This is a genomic window from Faecalibacterium sp. PGM34, from assembly GCF_054456555.1.
Window position 1 is genome coordinate 1,775,421 of the sequence record NZ_CM136898.1, and the last position, 21,275, is coordinate 1,796,695.

Genomic DNA, 21,275 nt, shown 5'->3' on the forward strand with positions numbered 1-21,275 from the left:
AGACTGCCCCCGAAGCAGACCGCGCAGGAACGCGCTGCTTCGGGGGCAGTTTTTCGCAATTTTCAGGATCTCTGCAAAAGAAAATGCTTGCCTGAAGACCAGACAGGCGAGGAAATCGATGCGGGAAAGATCAGACCGGATGCCTTCCGAAAAATTGCTCAGCAATTTCATCCAGTTGTGCGGTGATCTGCCGGAAATCCTGATTCAGATCCAAGGTGCGGGCACCAATCAGATTGCCGTCTAAGTTGAACAGGCAATCCGGGGTGATGGCTTTCTGCATTTTGGCGTAGACCAGCAGCCCGGAAACATTTCCGGTATGGGCAGCATCCTGATTTTTAACGTAGGTGTAGATCTGGTAGAGGTTGGCAGAATGCAGAGTTTCTTTGTTAAATTGCTGCTGCATGGTGTGGCTGTAATATTTAGCATCCAGAATCAGGATTTTTTCACGGAAACGCAGAAAAATATCGGTTTGCATGGCAGGGAGAAACCGCAGCATGGCAGCATCGTGCTTTCCCACCAGAGTCCATTTGACCTGTGCCGCTTTGACCTCGGTAAGGTAGGTGTGATGCTTTCGGTAATATTCCAGAATAAAGCGTTCGTACAGCTTTGCCATGCGTTCACCCGAAAATGCTGTCATTTTATAGCTACCGTTTTCGGTGGTCTGCAGCATATCGTGCAGCACGAAATAGCAGAGATTCAGCAGCATCTCGTAATTCTGGTTACTCCGCTGGTAATGCAGCTGCTTCCATGGAATCTGCGCGGGAAGCAGTTCAGAAACTAAGAGCCCGTACCAATAAGTTCAAAACCGAGCAATAAGAGTTCGTAGAGCGGCGATCATGCACATAGCCTGAGCTGATACAACTGTAATCTCATAGTCTTTGGAAAGGCGTCTGGAATAGTTGATCCATGCCAGGGTACGTTCTACGATCCATCTCTTCGGATGGATCGTCCACTCGGGCTTGATTCTCGCAGAAATGTCAACCTCCAGCCCCAGAGTCTCTTTGACATCCTGCTCAAAAGTCTTGCGGTAACCGGCATCTGCACAAAAGCGCCGGATGGAGGGATATTTCTCGACCGCCCGTTTTGCAGCAAGAATCCCGGCTTTCGTATCATGAATATTGGCAGCATGTACTACGACAGCGAGCAGGTTGCCCATTGTATCAACTACAATGTGTCTTTTTCGTCCTTTCGTTTTTTCCACCGTCAATTCCACGCTCCTGAGCCGGACCAGTTGTTTTTACACTTTGGGAATCAATGATTCCATAAGTCGGCTGCGCTTTCTTGTCTGCCTGTTCCCTTGTCTGGGCAACCAGTGCTGCCAGGAGCTTCTCCCATAGCCCGCTTTTGACAGCTGCATGATAAAAGTTGGACACCGTGGTATACGGCGGAAAGTCATGGGGAAGATTACGCCATTTACAGCCATTCTCTACAAGGTATAAGACTGCATCCACAAGTTCCCGTTTTTCCCACTTGCTTTTATGCCCTGCAGGGGGAAAGAGAGGGGCAATCATAGCCCACTGGCTGTCCGTCAAATCACTGGCGTAATGCTTTCTTTCGTTTTTGATAATCATAGCCACATTATACCACGATAAAAGTGGAAACACCATATTCCGGCAAAAGAAAATGCCCGTCTGAAAATCAGACGGGCGGGTGACTGATAATGAGTTTTGCGGCTTTCTTAATGACCACCAGTTGCGTTTATATGCTGGCAGTACCGGTGCCCTTGGAAAGTGCAATGACACATTCCACATGCTTCGTCCTCGGGAACAGATCTACTGGCTGCACCTTCTCTGCATGATAGCCGTTCTTTTCTAGCCATGCGGCGTCTCGGGCGGCGGTGGCGGGGTTGCAGCTGACATATACCACTCGGCGGGGTGCCATGCGCACCACGGCAGAGAGGGTGGCTTCGTCGCAGCCCTTGCGGGGCGGGTCCAGCATTACGATGTCCGGGTGCAGGCCCTCGGTGGCAAGCTGGGTGGCGGCCTGCCCGGCGTCGGCGCAGAAGAAGCGGCTCTTAGCGGCCACGGCCTCGCCCATGCGGGCAGCATTGGCCTTGGCGCTCTCGATGGCCTCCGGCACAATCTCTACGCCGATCAGCTCCCGGCATTGATCGGCCATGGAAAGGCCGATGGTGCCCATACCGCAGTAGAGATCCAGCAGCGTGTCATCCGGGGCCAGCTGCGCGTACTGCGCGGCGACCCCGTACAGCCGCTCGGCGGCAAGCGTGTTGACCTGATAGAAGGACAGCGGCCCCAGACGCACCGGTACGCCGCAAAGGGAGTCCTCAATGTAGCCCGGGCCGTACAGGATGTGGTTCTCACTACCCAGAATGACATTGGTGTTTTTGGCGTTGACGTTGAGCAAAATGGTGCTGATGGCCGGGAACTGCTCCCGCAGCGCGGTGCAAAGCTGCTCTGCGTGGGGCAGCTTTGCCCGGGTGCATACCAGACACACCATGATCTGCCCGCTGTGCGCACCGCGCCGCAGAAAGATGTGCCGCACAAGCCCCTTGCCAATCTGCTCGTCGTAGGGGCGAATGCCTTGCTGCGCAAAAAAGGCGCACAGCGCGTTGCCGATCTCGTTCAGCACGCCGGGCTGCAGCTTGCAGTCCGGGCAGGGGACGATGCGGTGGGTGCGCCCGGCGTAGAAACCGATGCAGGGCGCGCCGTTTTTGTCCACGCCAACAGGGAACTGCACCTTATTGCGGTAGCGGTCTACCTCCGGGGAGGGCAGAATGTCCAGCACCGGCACCTCCAGCCCGCCGATGCGGCGGAAGGCGTCCAGTACGCTTTCCTGTTTGGCGCGCAGCTCAGCGGCGTAGTCCAGATGCCGCAGGCTGCATCCACCGCAGGGACCTGCCACCGGGCAGTCCACCGGGACGCGGTCCGGCGAGGGGGTGAGCAGCTCGTCCAGAATGCCAAAGGCATACCGGCCGCAGTCCTTCACGATACGCACCCGGGCTTCGTCTCCCGGGGCAGTGCCGGGCACGAATACAGCCTCGCCATCGGCACTATGGGCAACGCCGCTGCCGTCGCTGGAAAGGCGTTCGATGCGCAGGGTCAGGATCTGGTTTTTCTGTAAAGGCATGGTTTCTCCTTGTATGATGGGCTCTGATTACAGATGAGCAGGGCTTGCCGGGTCGGCGTCCTGCTGGGCGGCAAAATACTTGCTGGGCGGCACGCCCTTGGCGCGTTTGAACACCCGCGAGAAATAGAATTGGTCGAAAAAGCCTACCGACACCGCCACCTCTGCAATGGAAAGGCTGCCGGCGCGCAGCAGCTTGCAGGCTTCGTTGATGCGGTACTCGGTCAGGTAGTCGATGGGGCTTTTGCCCACGTTCAGCATGAACACCCGGTACAGGTGGCTGCGGGAAACTCCCACGCTCTTGGCTACATCGTCAATGGAGATGTCGTGGGAGTAGTTGAACTGGATGTACTTGATGGCGTTCAGCACATACTGGCTGGAGGAGGAGGCCGTGTGGGGCTTGCCTGCGCTGGTCTCCCGCATCAAAGCGGCGATGAACAGATACAGGTAACCCACCATAGCAGCTTCGTCCTGCGGTTGCAATCCGCGGGAGGAGTAGATGTTGTTCAGGGCTGCCCGCATCCCGTCCGGGTCGCTGGTGTGGTGCACGGGGGCATCGTCCGTAAAGGGCAGCTGCGCAGCAAGCTTGTGGGCGCAGGCACCGTTAAAGCCCACCCAGCTGTACTCCCACGGCTGCTGCTCGTCGGCAGTATAGCGGATCAGCTGGCTGGGACGGGCGAAGAACAGATCGCCCTCGCTCACCTCCCAGGTGCGGCCGCCCACCTCAAAGATGCCCTTGCCGGATACCACTAGATGGATCAGGTAGTGGTCACGGATGCCGGGACCCCATGTCTGACCCGGAGCGCAGCGCTCCAAGCCGCAGTTGAAGATGGACAATTCAATGTTGTTGGTATAGTTCTGCTTAAAGGATTGCTTATAAACGTCTGGCATGGCAGCTTTACCTCCGTCCTGTCACATTCTGCATCCAGTATACCATAGAACGCCCTGCAAATTCAACAAAAGTACATCTTATTCTTTGCACCTGACGCCGAAATTTGGATTTTTAGGGCAAATAAATTGAAAAATCGCTCGAAATGAATTACAATAGGCAAAAAAGAGCAGAATCGTTTATTCTGGAGGGAGGAACTGTCATGGCCACCAGTGCACAACTCAGAGAACAGATCCTGCAAGGCAGCTGGGATGCCGCACTTGCTGCACTTTATGGGGCAGACCCGGCGGTGCTGCAGCGGCAGCGCGGGCGCTATGCGGCTGCGCTGGAGCAGTTCGAGCTCTATTTTGGTCCCGGACGGCAGGTGCAAGTGTACTCTGCACCCGGGCGTGCAGAGCTGGGCGGCAACCACACGGATCATCAGGGCGGCTACGGTCTTGCGGCGGCGGTCACGCTGGATCTGGTGGCAGTGGCAGCCCGCAATACGGACGGCTATGTGCGGGTCAAGTCCCGGGGGTTCAACAAGCTGGATGTCATTGATCTTGCTGCCGCAGAGCCGCAGGCAGGGGAGAGCACCCACTCGGCCAGCCTGATCCGCGGTATTGCCGAGGGGTTCCGCGCGGTGGGTAAGCAAATAGGCGGCTTTGACGCGTATACTGCCAGCGATGTGCTGCGCGGCTCCGGGCTGTCCAGCTCAGCGGCGTTCGAGATGGGCATGGCATCCATCTGGAACGAGGAATACAGCACCGGGCTGACCCCGGCGGAGCTGGCTGGCATCTGCCAGTATGCGGAAAATACCTATTTCGGCAAGCCCAGCGGCCTGCTGGATCAGCTGACCAGTGCGGTGGGCGGCATTATCTTTGCGGATTTTGCCGCTCCGCGCACCCCAAAGATCGAGAAACTCCACGCGGACGGTCTGCTGCCGGAGGGAATGTTCCTCTGCGTCACGGATACCCGGGGCAGCCACAGTGAGCTGACCGGCGAGTTTGCAGCCATCCGGCAGGAAATGGAGCAGGTGGCTGCCTGCTTCGGCAAGCCGCTGCTGGGTCAGGTGGAGGAGGGCGCGTTCTGGGCGGCGCTGCCTGCCCTGCGCAGCCGCTGCGGAGACCGTGCGGTGCTGCGTGCGATCCATTATTTTGAGGAGAACGCCCGCACACTGGCGCAGCGGGATGCACTTTATGCAAAGCAGTTCCCGGTGTTTGCAAGGCTGGTGAAGCAGAGCGGACAGGCTTCCTTTGCGCTGTGCCAGAACGTGTACTGTACAGCGGATGTGCGGCATCAGGGACTGTCGGTGGCATTGGTCCTGAGCCAGAGCATTCTGGAAGGCACCGAGGGCGCGTGGAGGATGCAGGGCGGCGGCTTTGCAGGCACCATACAAGCCTATGTGCCCGGACGGCTGCTCGGGCGGTATCATGAAGCCATTGAGCGGGTATTCGGGCAGGGCAGCTGCTATGTGCTGCGCCTGCGGGAGCAGGGCGCAGTCCGGTTGATCTGAATAAAACAAAAAGCCGTGCATGGCCGGAATGCTCCGGGATGCACGGCTTATTTTATGGCTTACTGTTGCAGCGAAAAAAGCTGAGGAAGAGAGTTCTCGACCGGCTGGGCGTCCTTCCGCTGCGCATGATCCAGATACTGGACGGCAGTGACAGTAGCCTCGCGGGTGATGCCGAGCAAGCGGCCGAGCTGCTGAGAGATCTTGATCCCGGTCTGTACACCCGCCTTGATCATGCGGAAAAGCAGCATGGGCACGAAGGTGAAGGAAAACGAGATCAGCCCGCCGTCCCAGAAGAAATCATTGAAGTGCAGACTGTCAAAAAAGCTGCCGACGGCATCGCCGAATTCGCCGCCACCAAAGGCGGCGCGCTGCTCCTCGGGGGAGAGGGCTGCGTAGGAAGAGGGCAGCTGAAGCTTTTTCATAAATAAGAACACTCCTTTCCGGGTCGATGAAAAATCAGCACAGAGCTACCAGAGTAGGCAGACAATTCTGCTGATCGGCCTCCTGAGCGGCCTGTTTGTCGGCCTTGTACTGGTCAACGGCATCCTTGAGCTCGGTCACAAAACCCTTGAGGGTAAGATAAATGCTGCGTGCCTGAATATAGGCGTAGTAGCCGCCCAGACCGGCCAGACCGACCGTGGCAACCTTGCTCCAGGTGTTCAGCTTGCCCCAGAAATGCCCAATGGCATCACCGACGCCCAAACCATCGTTCAGGGCATTCTGCATACCGGAGACTGCAGCCTGAAACGCATAGCGACCCATCATGCCCAGCAGGTTTACCGTAACATTGATGCCAAAGGCCATGACCTGCTCGGGGGTAATGTTGATGGAAAGGGCACCGCCCTCGGTATAGGTCATCTCCTCGGCAGAGAGCACAGAGTAGCCGGCAGGCAGCTGTAACGAGCGCTGATATGTATGATCCATGATGGAAAACTCCTTTCGTACACAGAACTCCCCAAGGGGCAGTTCATCTAGTAACTGAATTGTAGCATATCTGCACAAAAATGACAAGAGAGCGCGGGTTTAAAAACCATGATACATTTGTGAATATATTGTGATGCTGTTTCGAGAAAATGACTTGAATACGCTGTAAATGCGCAAAATGCCTGCTTTTTCACGGCGAAAAAATGTTGTAGCAAAAACGTGCTGAAAAACGCCAATAACAAAGGCATCTGCCCGTACCCGCTGCGCGGGACGCAGCAGCGGGCAAAGCAGATGCCTTGTGTGTTTTACAGGATGCCAAGCGAAAGGAAAGCGGGGTCACAGCACTTTCGGCACGCGCTCATACAGCGTGGTCAGTTCGGCGATGTGCCCGGCCAATGCGGCGGGCAGAGGCTGCGTCAGCCGCCAGTGCCAGTTTGCGCCCTGTGTGCTGGGGGTATTGATGCGGGCCTCGCTGCCCAGATGCAGCCAGTCAGCCAGCGGGATAATGGCGGTATCCGAAACACTGGCAAGGCATGCGCAGATCATGCCTTCGGTCAGGGTCTCCGGTGTGCAGCGCAGGTACCGGCAGGCGTAAGCTACGTCCTCAGCACTGGCGTTGCTGCGCCAGCCCTCGGTGGTCACGTTGTCGTGGGTGCCGGTGTACACCACGCTGTTGCGGGGGTAGGTGTGGGGCAGGTAGTTGCCCGACTCCCGGCTGTCGAAGGCGAACTGCATGATCTTCATGCCCGGGTAACCGCTTTCGGCCAGCATGGCCTTCACCTCCGGGGTCAAGTAGCCCAGATCTTCGGCGATGATATTGCCGCCGCCCAGCGTCTGCTGCATGGCGTGGATAAAGTCCCGGTCGGGGCCTTTTTCCCAGTGACCGCCTGCAGCCGTGGTGCTTCCGGCAGGGATGGAATAGTAGCTCTCGAAGCCGCGGAAGTGGTCGATGCGCACCACATCGTAGATGGAGGTGGCGTGCTTCATGCGCCGCTTCCACCAGTCAAAACTGGTAGCCTTGTGGGCGGGCCAGTCGTACAGCGGGTTGCCCCACAGCTGGCCGTCTGCCGCAAAGGCGTCCGGCGGGCAGCCTGCTACATGGGTCAGATGCATCTGTCCATCGGTCTGGAACAGCTCCGGGTGGGTCCACAGGTCGCTGGAATCCGGGCTGACGTAGATGGGGATATCGCCCACCAGCAGGACACCCTTGCGGTTGGCATAGGCTTTCAGTGCGTTCCACTGGGTGTAGAAGAAGAACTGTACCGCCTTGTGGTAGCAGATCTGGTCGGCCAGCCGTACCTTTGCGGCGGCAATGGCTTCCGGCTCCCGGCAGCGCAGGGTGTCCGGCCAGTCGGCAAGGCCAGCCTGCCCCTGCTCGGCCTTTACCGCCATGAACAGGGCGTAGTCCTCCAGCCAGAAGCTCTGCGCTGCGCAGAAGGCTTCGTAGGCAGGGGAGGGGGCAGCCAGCAGCCGGTCAGCGGCCTTTTTCAGCAGCACCGGGCGCTGGTTGTACAGCGCACCGTAGTCAACGGTGTCCACCGGCTGTGCGGCGGGGATCTCTTCGGCGGTTAGGTAGCCATCTGCCGCCAGCAGCCGGAAATCAATAAAGTAGGGATTTCCGGCAAAGGCGGAAAAACTCTGGTAGGGGCTGTCACCATAGCCGGTAGGGCCGATGGGCAAGATCTGCCAGTAGGTCTGCTTTGCCTCGGCCAGAAAATCAACAAATGCGGTCGCTTCACTGCCCAGCGTACCGATGCCAAAAGGCCCCGGCAGACTGAACACCGGCATCAGAATGCCGCTTGCACGCATACCGTGCACCTCCTTAGCCCTTTACAGCACCAGCCACGACACCCTCGATGATGTACTTCTGGCAGGTCATGTAGAGGATAATAATGGGGATGATCGCAATGATGATGCAGGCCATCATGGGAGCCAGCTCCACGCGGCCGTAACCGCCGCGGAAATACTGGATGGCCATGGGGATGGTGCGGTATTTCTTGATGTCCAGCACCAGCGTGGGCAGCAGATAGTCGTTCCACACCCACATGGTCTCCAGAATAGCAGTGGAGATCATGGTAGGCTTCAGGATGGGGAACACAATCTTGAAGAAGATCTGGATGGGATTGCAGCCATCGATCATGGCAGCTTCCTCAATCTCCATGGGCACGCTCTTCATAAAGCCGGTGAACATGAACACGGCCAGACCGGCGCCGAAGCCCAGATAGATGATGCAGATGTTCCACGGGGTGTTCAGCTTCAGCCGGTCAGCAGTCTTGGACAGGGTGAACATGACCATCTGGAAGGGTACGACCATGGAGAACACGATCAGCAGGTTCATGAACTTGCTCAGCTTGTTGTTCACGCGGGTCAGGTACCAACCAGTCATGGAGCAGCACAGCAGGATCAGCACCACACTGCTGATGGTGATCAGAAGGCTGTAACCCATGCTGGAGAGAAAGTCCATCTTGGTCACGCCGTAAACGTAGTTGCGCAGTCCGGCAAAGGTTTCGGCGGTGGGCAGACGAAACACCGTAGAGGTGGTAAAGCTGCCTTCGATCTTTAAGCTGTTCAGCAGGATCAGTACGATGGGGTAGATCCACAGCAGGCAGAGAAGCACCATTACAACAGCAAGGATGACATCCCAGGCTTTTTTCTGTTTCGACATTACTGCTGCACCTCCTTAGAGCGGGTAAAGTGGAGCTGGATCAGCGAGATGACCACAACGATCAGGAAGAACACAACAGCCTTTGCCTGACCAATGCCCTTCCACTGTGCGCCGGAGCGGCCGTAGAAGGTGTTGTAGATGTTCAGTGCCAGCATTTCACTTGCGTTGGCGGGCTCGCCTGCGGTCAGGGCCACGTTCTGGTCGAACAGCTTGAAGCTGTTGGTCAGGGTCAGGAAGGTGCAGATGGTCACACTGGGCATGACCATGGGGACCTTGATCTTGAACAGGATCTCGCGGTCGTTGGCACCGTCGATCTTAGCGGCCTCAATCAGGTCGCCGGGCACGCTCTGCAGGCCAGCCACATAAATGATCATCATGTAGCCGATCTGCTGCCAGCACATCAGGATGACCAGACCGACAAAACCGGCCTTGGCATCCAGTGCCAGCAGGGGCTTCTGCAGGTTGGCCAGCACGCCGTTGAGCAGGATCTGCCAGATGTAGCCCAGCAGGATGCCGCCGATCAGGTTGGGCATAAAGAACACGGTACGGAAGATGTTGGTGCCCTTGATGCCGCGGGTCAGCACCAGTGCAATGGCAAAAGCGCACACATTGATAAGCACAGTGCTTACCACGGTAAACGCCGCCGTAAAGCCAAAGGCGTGCAGAAAGGTGGAATCCTGAAATACCGAGATGTAGTTCTGGATGCCCACAAAGGTGGTCTTGGAAACGGTAGTGAACCGCTGGAAGGACAGGTAAACGCCCCAGATAAAGGGCCAGATAAAGCCGATGATAAAGGCGACCAGAGTAGGCAGCACAAATATCGGCCAGTATTTACTGATGGCTTTTTGCATGATATACCTCCTGAGGGAACTGTCTGATAAAAAAGAAAGGAGGCGGGCGAACTTTTCGCCCGCCTCCCGTTTAATTTCTAGGGAGATATCCGGTCAAAGGCTTAGCCGTTGGCCAGCTTGTACTCCTTGGCCCAGCCGTCCACAAATGCGGTGACAACGTCGTCCCACTTACCGGTGCCTGCTGCGTATGCAGTCAAAGCGCTGCCCACGCCATTCTTCCACTCCTCGGAAGGCATGGTGGAGAAGCACCAGTCAACACTGGTCTTGCCATCGGCCACATACTGGTTTGCAATGGTGATCAGGGGGTTGGTGGAATCCTTTGCCTTCTTGAAGGGGATCACGAAGCCCATGTCGTTTGCCATGGCAGAGGTGCCCTTGTCGGAAGTGACACACCAGTACAGGAAGTCCAGAGTTGCCTGAATGTCAGCCTCGGAAGAGGTGTTGTTGACACACCAGAAGTTCTCGGAACCGGTGCACAGACCCTGATTCTCCTCGCCGTCCACGCCGATGTAGATGGGCAGCATACCCAGATTGTCGTCGCCCAGATCCTTCACATCGCCGTAAGCCCAGGTGCCGTTCTGGTAGAACACAGCCTTCTTGCCCACAAACTCAGCAACAGCATCGTTGCCGGTCTTGGAAGCCAGCAGCTTGGGGTCGCAGGTGGAATCGGTGATGTACAGATCCCAGATCTGCTTGTAGTTGTCCAGATAGGTGCCCTTGATGGCGTCGGTGGAGCCAATGCCGTCTGCCTTGTACTCGTAGTAGATGGGCAGGTTTGCCAGATGGGTCTTGAAGCGCCAGTCAGAAGAACCGTCCATGCCGGCAGAGGTGAAAGCACCGTCCACGCCCAGCTCAGCCTTGCGAGCCTGAATGTCGTCAGCAACCTTCTTCAGATCGGCAAAGCTCTTGATGTCCTCCTGCTTGTAACCAGCGGCGGTCAGCAGCTCCTTGTTGTAGATGATGCCGTAGGTCTCAATAACGTATGCAATGCTGGTAACAGCGTCGCCGTCCTTCAGGGCGAAGGAATCGCTGGTCAGCTCGCCATACAGCGGGCTGCCGGACAGGTCGTAGCAGTAATCCTTCCAGTTGGCCAGACCCACAGGGCCGTTGACCTGGAACAGGGTGGGAGCCTCGCTCTTTTCCATCTCGCTCATCAGGGTGGTCTCGTACTGGCCGGAAGCAGCGGTCACAACGGTCACAGGCACGCCGGTTTCCTCGGTGTAAGCCTTAGCCAGATCCTGCCAAGCCTGATCCTGCTCGGGCTTGAAGTTCAGGTAGTAGACCTTGCCGTCTGCCTTTGCAGCGGTGCTGGAAGCAGCGGTAGAACTGGCAGCAGAGGAAGCGGTGCTGCTGGAGGAGCCGCCGCAGGCAGCCAGACCCAGAGCAGCGGCAGAAACGCCAGCGGCCTTCAGGAAGTTACGACGAGTGATCATCTTTTTCATAATAAGTTCTCCTTCTTATTAAAATTACAGATCAACTATATACTCTCCGTCCTTCGACGGAGGGAATACAAAATTTAAATTGCCCTTACGCTTTCGCCCTGCTGCAATTCCGGCTGCAGAGTCACGGTCTGGGCAGGGGAGCCGTGCTCGATCTGCCGCACCAGCAACTCGATGCTTTGCAGTGCGATCTGCTCGCTGGGCTGGACGATGGTGGTCATGACCGGCACGCAGTAGCGGGACATCGTGATGCCGTCAAAGCCGATCACCGAAACATCCTCCGGCACTCGGAACCCGGCGCTCACCAGCGCCCGGATGGCGCCAAAGGCGATGACATCGCTCATGGCGAACAGGGCAGTGAACTCTGCCCGGCGGGCCAGTAGACTGTTCATGGCGTGGTAGGCGGATTCAAAATCGTAGTTGGACAGGCCGTACAGCTTGTCGTTGAACAGGATGCCCGCATCCTCCATGGCCTGCTGTGCGCCCTGACGGCGCATCAGACTGGGGTAGCTGGTCACCGGACCGCCCAAAACGGCGATCTTGCGGTGTCCCTGCCGGATGAGGTAGTCCACAGCGGTATAGGCCGCTGCCCGGTCATCCACGCCCACCATGGAAAGATTGGGAAAGTCCAACTCGTCCGTGACCAGCGTGGTGAGCACCGAGGGAACATTGATACGGTCGAAGCCCCGCTGAAAGTTGGCCACGCTGCCGCCTAGGAAAATGATGCCCTTGGGCTTGATCTCCCGCAGGATCTTTTCGGCGGCGTCGATCTCGTTGGCGTTCTCGTCCAGATAAGAGACGATGCCGTTGTACCCGTACAGGGTAGCGGCGCGCTGGAGTTGCACCAGAAAATCGGAAAAAAAGATGTTCCGGGTGCCCTTTACCACAAACACAAGGCTGCGGGACTGCTGGATCTTCAGCTGTCTGGCGTTGGTGTTGGGCACGAACCCGGCCTCCCGCATCACTTTCAGAACATGCTCCTTGGTCTCCGGACGGACATCCGGCCTATCGTTGATCACACGGGAGATGGTGCTGACGGAGCAGCCGCTGATCCGTGCGATATCCTTGATGGTCAGGTTTGCCATGTCGGAGAGCCTCACTTTCTGAAAATATTTCGGGAACGTTGTCGGGAACGTTCCCAGTGACATTAGTATGGCACATTTTGTACAAAAAATCAATAAGGTGAATGCAACTTTGTACAAAGTGTTCAACTGGTTCCTGCACGTTTGTGCAGTTTGATTTGCACACAAAGCAGTAGATCTGAAAATGCCGGGAATTCCCGGTATAAGTCAAAACCGACCGGGAATTATCGTACCGGTTTGTAACTTTTTATACGCCGCTAGTGGAGAATTTGTGAATTGTATACAAGAACAAAGCAGCGGAAACGTTCCCGAGAAATGCTCCGGCACTGTATTCTGGTCAGCCTTGGTGCGGGAGCTGCGTACACAAAACAGGAAAGCAGGCAGCGCACCGCGCTGGCGGATCAAGGCAGTGGGGCAGGGAAAGTGCCACCTGGGAAAGGACAACAAAAAACGCTCTCACCTTGTCATCGGTGAGAGCGCCTTGCTGATTGCTGATTATTTTGATCGGGTTGGTTCTTTAAAGATTAGTCGCTGACGTAGGGCATCAGAGCAACGTGACGAGCACGCTTGATGGCGATGGTCAGTGCGCGCTGATGGTAAGCGCAGGTGCCGGTCACGCGGCGGGGAATGATCTTAGCACGCTCAGAGACGTACTTACGCAGACGGGGCACGTCCTTGTAATCGATGGTGTCGATGCGATCGACACAGAAGCTGCAAACCTTCTTGCGGCCGCGACGCATGGGGCGTGCGGGGCGAGAGCCTTCGGTTTTTTCAAAAGCCATTGCTTATTACCTCCTATTGGATTTTTAACGGATGGACCGTTTCGTGTCAGAACGGCAGGTCATCGCTGTCATCAATGACGGCGAAGTCGTCTGCATTACCGGCAGAGTAGCTGGGAGCTGCCTCCACAGCAGCCGGGCGGGCAGGCGCTGCGTTCTGGTAGGACGGAGCGGCATTCTGATAGCCGTTTCCGTCACCTGCATTGCTGCTCTTGGGGCCTGCAAAGTTGATGTTGCTGGCAACCACTTCAACGGCAGTGCGGTTTGCGCCGGTCTTATCCTGATACTGACGGGACTGCAAACGGCCGTCCACAACGATCAGGGAACCTTTCTGGAAATAGCGGCAGACAAACTCGGCCTGCCGATCCCATGCAACCACATCGATCCAGTCCGCCACGCTCTGCCCATTGGCATCGCGGCGCCCACGGTCGCAGGCAATGCGGAACGAAGCAACGTTCTTGCCGGTAGTGGTCTGACGCATTTCAGGGTCACGCGCAAGGCGACCCATGATAGCAACAACATTCAACATAATACGGTTTCCCTTTCTGTCACAGAAGAATTACTCCTCGTGAGCAATGATCAGGCTGCGCATAACGCCTTCAGTGATCTTGTACACACGGTCCAGCTCAGCGGGGAAGCTGGGCTCGCTGGTGAAGTTGATCACGGTGTAGACGCCCTCTTCCTCGTCGTTGATGGGGTAGGCCAGACGGCGCTTGCCCCACTCGTCGATAGAATCGATCGTACCGTTAGCCTCGATCAGGGACTTGAACTTACCCACCAGAGCGGCGGAAGCCTCCTCATCGAGAGCGGCGCTGGTAATCAGCATGGTTTCGTACTTTGCCATTTTTGTAGCACCTCCTTTTGGACTTGAGGGCCCTGCGGATCTGCAAGGCCAAGGGTACACAGGCTGCGGCATCGCGGCCTGTGCGGCGTGTCTGTTCAGACAGCAATTTATTATAGCAAGCTTCTTTGCTTCTGTCAAGCTATTTCGGCAAAAAGAACGATAAAAAATGTTTTGCATTTTTTGGTAAAAAGGACTATAATGTAGACGATTTCCCTGTATTAAGGCAGGGTCAAGGCTCCGGCAGTGGCAGGGAAGTGGGAAAAATCAAAGGAGGGTAATCCATGTATTCGTTGTTTCGAGATCTGGCAATTATCATCTTAAGCGCGAAATTCTTTGGTCTGCTGGCACGCAAATGCAAGGCTCCGCAGGTGGTGGGCGAGATCATCGCCGGCCTGCTCATCGGCCCCTGTTTGCTGAATCTGGTGCAGATCAGCGACTCCATCTCCATCTTTGCAGAGATCGGCGTTGTGATGCTCATGTTCACCACCGGCCTCGGCACCAACCTGAAAGAGCTGATCAAGGCAGGCCCCATCGCCACCCTGATCGCCACGGTTGGCGTGGCTGTGCCTCTGGTGGGCGGCACCTTATTATATGGTGCGTTCTATGGATTTGCCGCAGTTGGCAGCCCGGAGTTCTACCGGGCGCTGTTCATCGGTACCATTATGACCGCTACCAGTGTGTCCATCACGGTGGCTACCTTGCAGGAGCTTGGTCACCTGAAGAGCTTCCTGGGCACGACCATCGTCAGCGCCGCTGTCATTGATGACGTCATCGGCATCGTGGTGCTCACCTGTGTGCTGGGCGCCAGCAGCGGCACCGGTACGGGTCTGGGTAAGGTGCTGTTCAACACCCTGCTGTTCTTTGCCACCGCACTGGGCGTTGGCCTTGTGGTGCACTACGCCATGAAGTGGCTGGATCAGCGCAATCCTCACACCCAGCGTATCACTATTGTAAGCATGGCGTTCTGCTTTGCCATGGCCTACATTGCAGAGGAGTACTTCGGCATCGCCGATATCACTGGTGCTTACATTGCAGGCATCGTGCTGTGCACCATGGATGACGCACCCTATGTGGAGCGCCGGGTGGATATCAGCAACTACGTCATCTTTGCGCCCATCTTCTTTGCCTCCATCGGCCTCAAGACCGATATCAGCGGCCTGACCCCGGAGATTTTACTCTTCTGCGTCTGCTTTGTGGTGGTGGCACTGATCACCAAGATCATCGGCTGCGGTCTGGCTGCAAAGGTCTGCCGCTTCAACTGGGACGATTCCCTGAAGGTCGGTGTCGGTATGATGACCCGCGGCGAGGTGGCGCTGATCGTGGCACAGAAGGGCTTGGCCATCGGCGTGGTAGATCCGGTCTACTTCACCGCAGTGATCCTGCTGATCGTGGTGTCCAGCGTGACCACCCCGCTGGCACTCAAAGCGATGTTCACCAAGCACCCGCCCGTGCCGCATCCCAGTCAGGCAAAATAAATCAGGTTTGTATTTGGGTTTCCGAAACGCCTGCGGGCGTTTCGGAAACCCTTTTTCATCTATATTTGCAAAAGCGGGGCGGCTGCACGAAACCATGTGCAGCCGCCCCGCTTTTATTTGCGCAGCAATTATTTTACATTACAGCGTCTTGCAGAACTCCTTCAGGTAGGCGCGGAACTCCTCGCCGATCTCGGGATGCTGCAATGCCAGCTCCACCTGCGCCTCCACGACCTTGAGCTTGTTGCCCATATCGTAGTGCTTGCCGCTAAACTCCACAGCGGTCATGCCGCCGCGGGTGCGGGCATACTCTGCCATGGCATCGGTCAGCTGGATCTCGCCGCCGGCACCGGGCTTGGTGTGGGCAAGAATCTCGTAGATCTCCGGGGTCAGCAGCACACGGCCCAGAATGGAATAGTTGCTGAACTCCTGCCCCTTCTTGGGCTTCTCGATCATATCATCCACAAAGAAGTAGTTGTCGTGGAGGGGAGTAGTCTTCAAGCTGCAATAGCGGCTCACGTCCTCCCAAGGCACAGCAGATACACCGGCAGCCGGACGGCCAAACTCCTCGTAGGCACGGATCAGCTGGGCGCAGACCGGATCCTCACCCCAGATCACATCATCGCCGTAGATGACCACAAAGGGATCATCACCAGTAAAGGCCTTGGCGGTGTTGACTGCATGGCCCAGACCCAGCGTCTCCTTCTGGCGCACAAACAGGATGTTGGCCAGATTGGCAATGCCCAGACACTCTTCCAGCATCTTTTCCTTGCCGGGCTTGGCCAGCTTTTCCTCCAGCTCAGGGCTGCGGTCAAAATGATCCTCAATAATGCTCTGGTTGCGGCCCAGAATGATCAAAATATCGGTAATGCCGGAGCGGACGGCCTCCTCCACCAGATACTGGATGGCGGGCTTGTCCACGAGGGGCAGCATACCCTTGGGCATTGCCTTGGTAGCAGGCAGTACGCGGGTACCAAGACCCGCAGCCGGAATAACGGCTTTGGTGACTTTTTTCATAATGATTCTCCCATGTTCTCATTTTATGCACGGCGAACCGCGCTTTTCGGCAGGATCCCCATCCTGCGTGAAACAGAATCAAATAAAGGTGCCTACCAGTGCGTTCAGGTCCGGCCCCAGCAGCATGGAGCAAAGGCTGCCCACGATCATCAGCAGGATGAACGCTCCGATGCAGGCTGCAAAGCTGACACCGCCCTGTGCGTTCAGCACGGCGCGGCGCTGCTCCGGGTCCGGGAACTCGGCACGGATGCGGCGGATGCGTGCTGCTGCGCTGCGGCGGTAGAGCCACTTGCCGTACAGCCCCCGTACCAGCATCAGTGCAAAGCTGAGAAGGGACATGATGCGGCTCAGCACTACCAGCGTAGCGGCGCTGATCCCGGCGGTCAGGGGGCTGCCGGTGGTCTGCATCATACTGATCAAGGTAGGAATGAACAGCAGCAGTTCTGCGGCCAGAAAGCCGAAGGCGGGCTTCCACGCCTTACGGTAGAAAAAGTAGAACGGACCAAACAGCAGCGCTGAAAAACTCATGGAGATCTTGGAGTGGCGCAGCTGCATCTGGCTGTAATCGTTCAGATAGACCGGCGCGGCCGTGCCGATAAAATCCACCCAGTCCTGATAGGGTACGCCGTCAATCAGTTCATCCTTGCCAAAGGCGGCGCGCACGTTGCGGTGCACCGGGTCAACGACCTTTTCGGTGAAGTTCCGGTACATTTCGTCCCGGTACATCCCGCTGTAATCAAAATCCCGGTTCTGCTCGGCGCTGGCGGCAGCGCGGTCGTTGGGCTGTTCTGCACTCTCAGGGGGCAGGGCAGCGCCGCAGCAGCGGCAGACGCTTTCGCTGCGCAGGGTGCGCTCCCCGCAGGTGGGGCAGGTGCGCAGCTGCGCATCCTGATAAGGAAACTTCCATTCATAGCCTGCGCCATGGGCGGGGGCGTGGATGCACAGACCCATCTTCTCGTAACAGGTGCGGTGGTAGGGTGCTCCGCAGTCCGGGCAGACCACGATGTCGTCCTGAAGGGTCAGCGGCTTGCCGCAGCCCTCACAGGGACAGCCATAATATTTCGGCATGATATCCTCCTGTGAAATCGATCATACTGGTATTATACTCCCCCGGGAATGAAAAGAAAAGGTGAAAATCTTTAAAAATCCGGCAAGATAGTATTTTTCCTCTTTACTTTATCACAGATTCTCGGTATACTAATGAAGTATCTGTGTATAAACTGTGTCTTTTGGCAGGGCAGAAAATACGCGCTGTGCGTGCGTTTTGCACCCTGCCGGGGACGTTATCTGCTATGATGGAAACCCTTGAACGAGAGGAACTTAGAGAATGATCACGACTGATGAACTGAAAGTGCAGCTGGCCGAGCACGCCAAGGCCGTCAAGGACCTGGAGGAAGCACTGGCCATTGAAGCAAGCCGCAAGCGCGTGCAGGAGCTGGAGCACACCATGTCCCGCCCCGGTTTTTACGATGATGCAGAGCTGAGCAAAAAGGTGTTTGACGAAGTCGGCGACCTGAAGGGCAAGCTGAACCGCTTTGAAAAGCTGCAGGGTCTGTACGATGACGCCGAGACCATGCTGGAGATGCTGGATGAGGAGTACGACCCCGCCATGATCCCCGAGGCCGAAGAGGCCGTGAACACCGTGGGCAAGGCTGTGGAGGAACTGCAGCTGATGACCATGCTGAACGGCGAGTACGACCACAGCAACGCCATCCTTACCTTCCACGCGGGCACCGGCGGCACCGAGGCACAGGACTGGGCCGAGATGCTGTATCGTATGTATAATAAGTGGGCACAGGCACACGGTATGACCGTGGAGGTGCTGGACTATCAGGACGGCGATGAAGCCGGTCTGAAGAGCGCTTCCATGATGGTCAAGGGTGCTAACGCTTACGGCCTGCTCAAGAGCGAGAACGGCGTGCACCGTCTGGTGCGTGTCTCTCCCTTTGACGCCAACGCCCGCCGCCAGACCAGCTTTGCCTCTCTGGAGGTTATGCCCGAGCTGGACAACACCATTCAGGTGGACATCCGCCCCGAGGATATCGAGATGCAGGTGTACCGCTCCTCCGGTGCCGGCGGCCAGCACATCAACAAGACCTCTTCCGCTGTCCGTCTGATCCACAAGCCTACCGGCATCGTGGTCAGCTGCCAGACCCAGCGCAGCCAGTTCCAGAACCGTGACTACGCCATGGAAATGCTGAAAGCAAAACTCTACCAGATCGCTAAGCAGCAGCACATGGATAAGATCGACGACATCAAGGGCGTGCAGAACGAGATCGCATGGGGTCACCAGATCCGCAGCTATGTGTTCATGCCCTACACCATGGTCAAGGATCACCGCACCAACTACGAGACCGGCAATGTGGATGCCGTGATGGATGGCGATATCGATGAGTTTATCTTCGCCTACCTCAAGGCCGCCAGCCGCGGCGAGCTGCAGGACGCATAAGCGCCTGTCCCTGTAAAAACCATAACCGCACCTGTGTCCATTTTTGGATGCGGGTGCGGTTTTTTCGTCCCTTTCTGCGCATACTAACCCCGAAAAATGCGCAGGGAGGCCGTAAAATGTCCAAGCACAGCATCGTCCGGTGGGGTAAGATCATGGGTGCCTATCTGCTGGTGGCCGCCGTGGCGGCGCTGGGCTGGCTGTGGTGCGCCCTGCCGGAGGAGGTCTATCTGGAACCGGAGCAGCAGCTTACGTTGCCGCGCTTTTGCTGGGTGGAGCCGCTGCGCGGACACGGCAGCCGTAATGTAGCCAGCACCCGGGCAGCGGGCAGCTATCAGACTACGCTGGCGCTGGGCGGCTGGCTACCGGTCAAGACCATCCGCGCCACCGTGATGCAACGCCCCACGGTCACGGTATGCGGCACGCCCTTTGGGGTGAAGATGTTCTCGGAGGGGGCGCTTGTGGTGGGCTTTTCCGAGGTGCACACTGCCGCCGGTACGGTGAACCCTGCAAAGCAGGCGGGACTGCGGCTGGGTGACCGGGTCATCCGCATGGGGAACACCGTCACCGAGACCAACGAGCAGGTCCATGCTGCGCTGGAAGCCGCTGCCGGTGCGGCGGTGGATGTGGTCTACGTCCGCAAGGGGGAGCAGCGGCAGACCACCCTTTTGCCGGTGTGGGATACGCAGAACGCCCAATGGCGGGCAGGGATGTGGGTGCGGGATTCTTCCGCCGGGGTGGGCACCCTGACCTTTATGGATGCGCAGGCTGGGGTGTTTGCCGGGCTGGGACACCCCATCAGCGACAGCGACACCGGCGAGCAGGTCGCCCTGCGCAGCGGCGAGATCGTGGCCTGCCAGATCGTGGGCTGCACCAGCGGCACCGCCGGAAGCCCCGGGGAGCTGAAGGGCAAATTCCTCAGCGACCACGCCCTTGGCAGGATCTGCATCAACGGCGAAAACGGCGTCTACGGTACGGTGAGCACCGCCATTGCCGGGCAGCAGACGGAACTTGCTTTTGCGCAGGAGGTGCTGCCCGGCGCGGCAGAGATCCTGACCACTACCAGCGGCGAAACACCCCGCAGCTACCGTGTCTATATTGAAAAGGTGAACGATGCCGACCCGCGCCGCAATATGGTGCTGCGCGTCACCGACCCGGCACTGCTGGCGCAGACCGGCGGCATCGTGCAGGGAATGAGCGGCAGCCCTATCCTGCAAAACGGGCGGCTGGTGGGCGCGGTGACCCATGTGCTGGTCAATGACCCGACACGCGGCTACGGTATTTTTGCGCAAACCATGCTGGAACAGGCACATTCCGTGGCCGGAACGGACGTGGCAGCATAAAAAAGTATGACATTCGAGCTGAATTTCCATAATTTCCCAAAATAAACCGTTGAACTTCCTGGAAAATTATGGTAAAATCCATGGTGTTAAGGGAACTGCACACATTGGAGGAAACAACCATGGATAAAGTGAGATTCTTGATGTCGGATACCGGTGCTCAGATCACAGAAGCCTGCCGCGAGGCGCTGGAGCAAAAGGGCGTGGAAGTAACCATTGTGGAAAAGGATGGAAATAAAGTTTTGCAGAAGATGCTGGCCGTTCACCCGCAGGTAGTGCTGCTGGACGCCTTTATGCCCGGGCTGGATGCGCTGGCAGTCAAGCAGCGCTACAATGCCGCAGGCGAGCGCCACACCTCGTTTTTTGTCACCGGCGCGTTCCAGAGCGAGGAAATGGTACAGGAGCTGCTGGACGAGGGCTTTGCCTACTATTTCGTCAAGCCCTTTGACGAAAACGTCCTTGCAGCCCGGGTGCTCAAGGCAGCCAGCGGACAGGAAAAGCACCTGCTCCACACCAGTGTGGACAGTGACGAGCTGACCGTCACCGAAATATTGCACCAGATCGGCGTGCCCGCTCACATCAAGGGTTACCAGTTCCTGCGGGATGCCATCCTGCTCACCATGAACGAGCCGGAGTACATCAACGCCGTGACCAAGCGCCTGTACCCGGAAATTGCCAAGAAAAACGGCACTACCGCCAGCCGCGTGGAGCGCGCCATCCGCCACGCCATCGAGGTGGCATGGGACAGGGGAGACGTGGACACCCTCAACAGCTACTTTGGCTATACCATCCATAACCTGCGCGGCAAACCCACCAACAGTGAATTTATTGCGATGATAGCCGACAAGATGCGGCTGGATAAACGGCAGCGGGTGGGGTGAAAAGCCAATAAAAAAAGGGATGGACATACATTTATAAAAGCATGGGATAATCCGAAGGCTTCATCTG

The 21,275-nt window shown here is 57.2% G+C and carries 22 protein-coding genes; 5 read left to right on the forward strand and 17 right to left on the reverse strand.

Annotated elements, in window-relative coordinates:
- Window positions 1-130 precede the first annotated feature (130 nt).
- The 5 genes from ACXPUX_RS08220 to ACXPUX_RS08240 form a co-directional block, all read right to left on the reverse strand.
- Window positions 131-769, reverse strand: a complete 639-nt coding sequence (locus tag ACXPUX_RS08220) for a 5-methylcytosine restriction system specificity protein McrC (RefSeq protein WP_458831196.1) — start codon at window positions 767-769, stop codon at window positions 131-133.
- Window positions 770-799: 30 nt separating this feature from the next.
- Complete coding sequence (locus tag ACXPUX_RS08225; RefSeq protein WP_458831198.1) at window positions 800-1,201, reverse strand: transposase; 402 nt, start codon at window positions 1,199-1,201, stop codon at window positions 800-802.
- Entirely contained in the window at window positions 1,161-1,571 is a 411-nt protein-coding gene (locus ACXPUX_RS08230) for a transposase (RefSeq protein ID WP_458827876.1), read from the reverse strand. The genes ACXPUX_RS08225 and ACXPUX_RS08230 overlap by 41 nt, the downstream gene beginning before the upstream one ends.
- A 127-nt stretch (window positions 1,572-1,698) precedes the next feature.
- Window positions 1,699-3,087, reverse strand: a complete 1,389-nt coding sequence (gene rlmD, locus ACXPUX_RS08235; protein ID WP_458827877.1) for a 23S rRNA (uracil(1939)-C(5))-methyltransferase RlmD — start codon at window positions 3,085-3,087, stop codon at window positions 1,699-1,701.
- 27 nt (window positions 3,088-3,114) lie between these two features.
- Window positions 3,115-3,975, reverse strand: coding sequence for an AraC family transcriptional regulator (locus tag ACXPUX_RS08240; RefSeq protein ID WP_458827878.1), 861 nt, complete (start codon window positions 3,973-3,975; stop codon window positions 3,115-3,117).
- Window positions 3,976-4,175: 200 nt separating this feature from the next.
- Here ACXPUX_RS08240 and ACXPUX_RS08245 point away from each other — a divergent pair, with 200 nt between their 5' ends.
- Window positions 4,176-5,468: a galactokinase gene (locus ACXPUX_RS08245; protein ID WP_458827879.1), complete on the forward strand. Its 1,293-nt coding sequence runs from the start codon at window positions 4,176-4,178 to the stop codon at window positions 5,466-5,468.
- Window positions 5,469-5,527: 59 nt separating this feature from the next.
- Here ACXPUX_RS08245 and ACXPUX_RS08250 read toward each other — a convergent pair whose 3' ends face one another.
- The 10 genes from ACXPUX_RS08250 to rpsF all read right to left on the reverse strand — a co-directional run bounded on the left by ACXPUX_RS08250 (window position 5,528) and on the right by rpsF (window position 14,052).
- The gene (locus ACXPUX_RS08250) at window positions 5,528-5,890 is read right to left on the reverse strand and encodes a hypothetical protein (RefSeq protein ID WP_458827880.1); all 363 of its coding nucleotides are present in this window, start codon (window positions 5,888-5,890) and stop codon (window positions 5,528-5,530) included.
- A 34-nt stretch (window positions 5,891-5,924) separates the two neighbouring features.
- Window positions 5,925-6,392, reverse strand: coding sequence for a hypothetical protein (locus ACXPUX_RS08255; protein WP_458827881.1), 468 nt, complete (start codon window positions 6,390-6,392; stop codon window positions 5,925-5,927).
- 336 nt (window positions 6,393-6,728) lie between these two features.
- Window positions 6,729-8,201, reverse strand: coding sequence for a 4-alpha-glucanotransferase (malQ, locus tag ACXPUX_RS08260; RefSeq protein ID WP_458827882.1), 1,473 nt, complete (start codon window positions 8,199-8,201; stop codon window positions 6,729-6,731).
- Between the two features lie 13 nt (window positions 8,202-8,214).
- The gene (locus ACXPUX_RS08265; protein WP_458827883.1) at window positions 8,215-9,057 is read right to left on the reverse strand and encodes a carbohydrate ABC transporter permease; all 843 of its coding nucleotides are present in this window, start codon (window positions 9,055-9,057) and stop codon (window positions 8,215-8,217) included.
- Window positions 9,057-9,908, reverse strand: coding sequence for a carbohydrate ABC transporter permease (locus ACXPUX_RS08270; protein WP_458827884.1), 852 nt, complete (start codon window positions 9,906-9,908; stop codon window positions 9,057-9,059). The genes ACXPUX_RS08265 and ACXPUX_RS08270 overlap by 1 nt, the downstream gene beginning before the upstream one ends.
- 101 nt (window positions 9,909-10,009) lie before the next feature.
- Window positions 10,010-11,350: an ABC transporter substrate-binding protein gene (locus ACXPUX_RS08275; protein WP_458827885.1), complete on the reverse strand. Its 1,341-nt coding sequence runs from the start codon at window positions 11,348-11,350 to the stop codon at window positions 10,010-10,012.
- Window positions 11,351-11,424: 74 nt separating this feature from the next.
- The gene (locus ACXPUX_RS08280) at window positions 11,425-12,432 is read right to left on the reverse strand and encodes a LacI family DNA-binding transcriptional regulator (RefSeq protein ID WP_458827886.1); all 1,008 of its coding nucleotides are present in this window, start codon (window positions 12,430-12,432) and stop codon (window positions 11,425-11,427) included.
- A 521-nt stretch (window positions 12,433-12,953) separates the two neighbouring features.
- Entirely contained in the window at window positions 12,954-13,211 is a 258-nt protein-coding gene (gene rpsR, locus ACXPUX_RS08285; protein ID WP_371287734.1) for a 30S ribosomal protein S18, read from the reverse strand.
- Between the two features lie 46 nt (window positions 13,212-13,257).
- Window positions 13,258-13,737, reverse strand: coding sequence for a single-stranded DNA-binding protein (locus ACXPUX_RS08290; RefSeq protein ID WP_055185153.1), 480 nt, complete (start codon window positions 13,735-13,737; stop codon window positions 13,258-13,260).
- 30 nt (window positions 13,738-13,767) lie between these two features.
- On the reverse strand, window positions 13,768-14,052 hold the full coding sequence (gene rpsF / locus ACXPUX_RS08295; RefSeq protein ID WP_005923879.1) for a 30S ribosomal protein S6: 285 nt from the start codon (window positions 14,050-14,052) through the stop codon (window positions 13,768-13,770).
- A 281-nt stretch (window positions 14,053-14,333) separates the two neighbouring features.
- On the opposite strand from rpsF, the gene ACXPUX_RS08300 reads away from it, so the two are divergent.
- On the forward strand, window positions 14,334-15,527 hold the full coding sequence (locus ACXPUX_RS08300; protein WP_458827888.1) for a cation:proton antiporter: 1,194 nt from the start codon (window positions 14,334-14,336) through the stop codon (window positions 15,525-15,527).
- A gap of 138 nt (window positions 15,528-15,665) precedes the next feature.
- On the opposite strand, the gene ACXPUX_RS08305 is transcribed toward ACXPUX_RS08300, so the two are convergent.
- A complete protein-coding gene (locus tag ACXPUX_RS08305; RefSeq protein WP_458827889.1) occupies window positions 15,666-16,541 on the reverse strand; it encodes a UTP--glucose-1-phosphate uridylyltransferase in 876 nt (291 codons plus the stop codon).
- A gap of 78 nt (window positions 16,542-16,619) precedes the next feature.
- Window positions 16,620-17,609: an RING finger protein gene (locus tag ACXPUX_RS08310; protein WP_458827890.1), complete on the reverse strand. Its 990-nt coding sequence runs from the start codon at window positions 17,607-17,609 to the stop codon at window positions 16,620-16,622.
- 259 nt (window positions 17,610-17,868) lie between these two features.
- Here ACXPUX_RS08310 and prfB point away from each other — a divergent pair, with 259 nt between their 5' ends.
- The 3 genes from prfB (at window position 17,869) to spo0A (ending at window position 21,208) form a co-directional block, all read left to right on the forward strand.
- The gene (gene prfB / locus ACXPUX_RS08315; protein ID WP_458827891.1) at window positions 17,869-18,990 is read left to right on the forward strand and encodes a peptide chain release factor 2; all 1,122 of its coding nucleotides are present in this window, start codon (window positions 17,869-17,871) and stop codon (window positions 18,988-18,990) included.
- A 116-nt stretch (window positions 18,991-19,106) separates the two neighbouring features.
- Entirely contained in the window at window positions 19,107-20,330 is a 1,224-nt protein-coding gene (spoIVB, locus tag ACXPUX_RS08320; RefSeq protein ID WP_458827892.1) for a SpoIVB peptidase, read from the forward strand.
- A gap of 119 nt (window positions 20,331-20,449) precedes the next feature.
- Window positions 20,450-21,208 (forward strand): sporulation transcription factor Spo0A, encoded by a 759-nt coding sequence (gene spo0A / locus ACXPUX_RS08325; RefSeq protein WP_458827893.1) that lies wholly within the window; start codon window positions 20,450-20,452, stop codon window positions 21,206-21,208.
- Window positions 21,209-21,275 lie beyond the last annotated feature (67 nt).

What these genes read in the sequence shown, in the direction of transcription:
- ACXPUX_RS08230 (WP_458827876.1), bottom strand. Translation starts at nt 1,571, where the DNA reads ATGATTATCAAAAACGAAAGAAAGCATTACGCCAGTGATTTGACGGAC.
- malQ (WP_458827882.1), bottom strand. Translation starts at nt 8,201, where the DNA reads ATGCGTGCAAGCGGCATTCTGATGCCGGTGTTCAGTCTGCCGGGGCCT.
- ACXPUX_RS08305 (WP_458827889.1), bottom strand. Translation starts at nt 16,541, where the DNA reads ATGAAAAAAGTCACCAAAGCCGTTATTCCGGCTGCGGGTCTTGGTACC.
- ACXPUX_RS08300 (WP_458827888.1), top strand. Translation starts at nt 14,334, where the DNA reads ATGTATTCGTTGTTTCGAGATCTGGCAATTATCATCTTAAGCGCGAAA.
- ACXPUX_RS08270 (WP_458827884.1), bottom strand. Translation starts at nt 9,908, where the DNA reads ATGCAAAAAGCCATCAGTAAATACTGGCCGATATTTGTGCTGCCTACT.
- ACXPUX_RS08255 (WP_458827881.1), bottom strand. Translation starts at nt 6,392, where the DNA reads ATGGATCATACATATCAGCGCTCGTTACAGCTGCCTGCCGGCTACTCT.
- ACXPUX_RS08245 (WP_458827879.1), top strand. Translation starts at nt 4,176, where the DNA reads ATGGCCACCAGTGCACAACTCAGAGAACAGATCCTGCAAGGCAGCTGG.
- ACXPUX_RS08250 (WP_458827880.1), bottom strand. Translation starts at nt 5,890, where the DNA reads ATGAAAAAGCTTCAGCTGCCCTCTTCCTACGCAGCCCTCTCCCCCGAG.
- ACXPUX_RS08280 (WP_458827886.1), bottom strand. Translation starts at nt 12,432, where the DNA reads ATGGCAAACCTGACCATCAAGGATATCGCACGGATCAGCGGCTGCTCC.
- rpsF (WP_005923879.1), bottom strand. Translation starts at nt 14,052, where the DNA reads ATGGCAAAGTACGAAACCATGCTGATTACCAGCGCCGCTCTCGATGAG.
- ACXPUX_RS08290 (WP_055185153.1), bottom strand. Translation starts at nt 13,737, where the DNA reads ATGTTGAATGTTGTTGCTATCATGGGTCGCCTTGCGCGTGACCCTGAA.
- rpsR (WP_371287734.1), bottom strand. Translation starts at nt 13,211, where the DNA reads ATGGCTTTTGAAAAAACCGAAGGCTCTCGCCCCGCACGCCCCATGCGT.
- spo0A (WP_458827893.1), top strand. Translation starts at nt 20,450, where the DNA reads ATGGATAAAGTGAGATTCTTGATGTCGGATACCGGTGCTCAGATCACA.
- ACXPUX_RS08265 (WP_458827883.1), bottom strand. Translation starts at nt 9,057, where the DNA reads ATGTCGAAACAGAAAAAAGCCTGGGATGTCATCCTTGCTGTTGTAATG.
- prfB (WP_458827891.1), top strand. Translation starts at nt 17,869, where the DNA reads ATGATCACGACTGATGAACTGAAAGTGCAGCTGGCCGAGCACGCCAAG.
- rlmD (WP_458827877.1), bottom strand. Translation starts at nt 3,087, where the DNA reads ATGCCTTTACAGAAAAACCAGATCCTGACCCTGCGCATCGAACGCCTT.
- ACXPUX_RS08310 (WP_458827890.1), bottom strand. Translation starts at nt 17,609, where the DNA reads ATGCCGAAATATTATGGCTGTCCCTGTGAGGGCTGCGGCAAGCCGCTG.
- ACXPUX_RS08275 (WP_458827885.1), bottom strand. Translation starts at nt 11,350, where the DNA reads ATGAAAAAGATGATCACTCGTCGTAACTTCCTGAAGGCCGCTGGCGTT.
- ACXPUX_RS08240 (WP_458827878.1), bottom strand. Translation starts at nt 3,975, where the DNA reads ATGCCAGACGTTTATAAGCAATCCTTTAAGCAGAACTATACCAACAAC.
- spoIVB (WP_458827892.1), top strand. Translation starts at nt 19,107, where the DNA reads ATGTCCAAGCACAGCATCGTCCGGTGGGGTAAGATCATGGGTGCCTAT.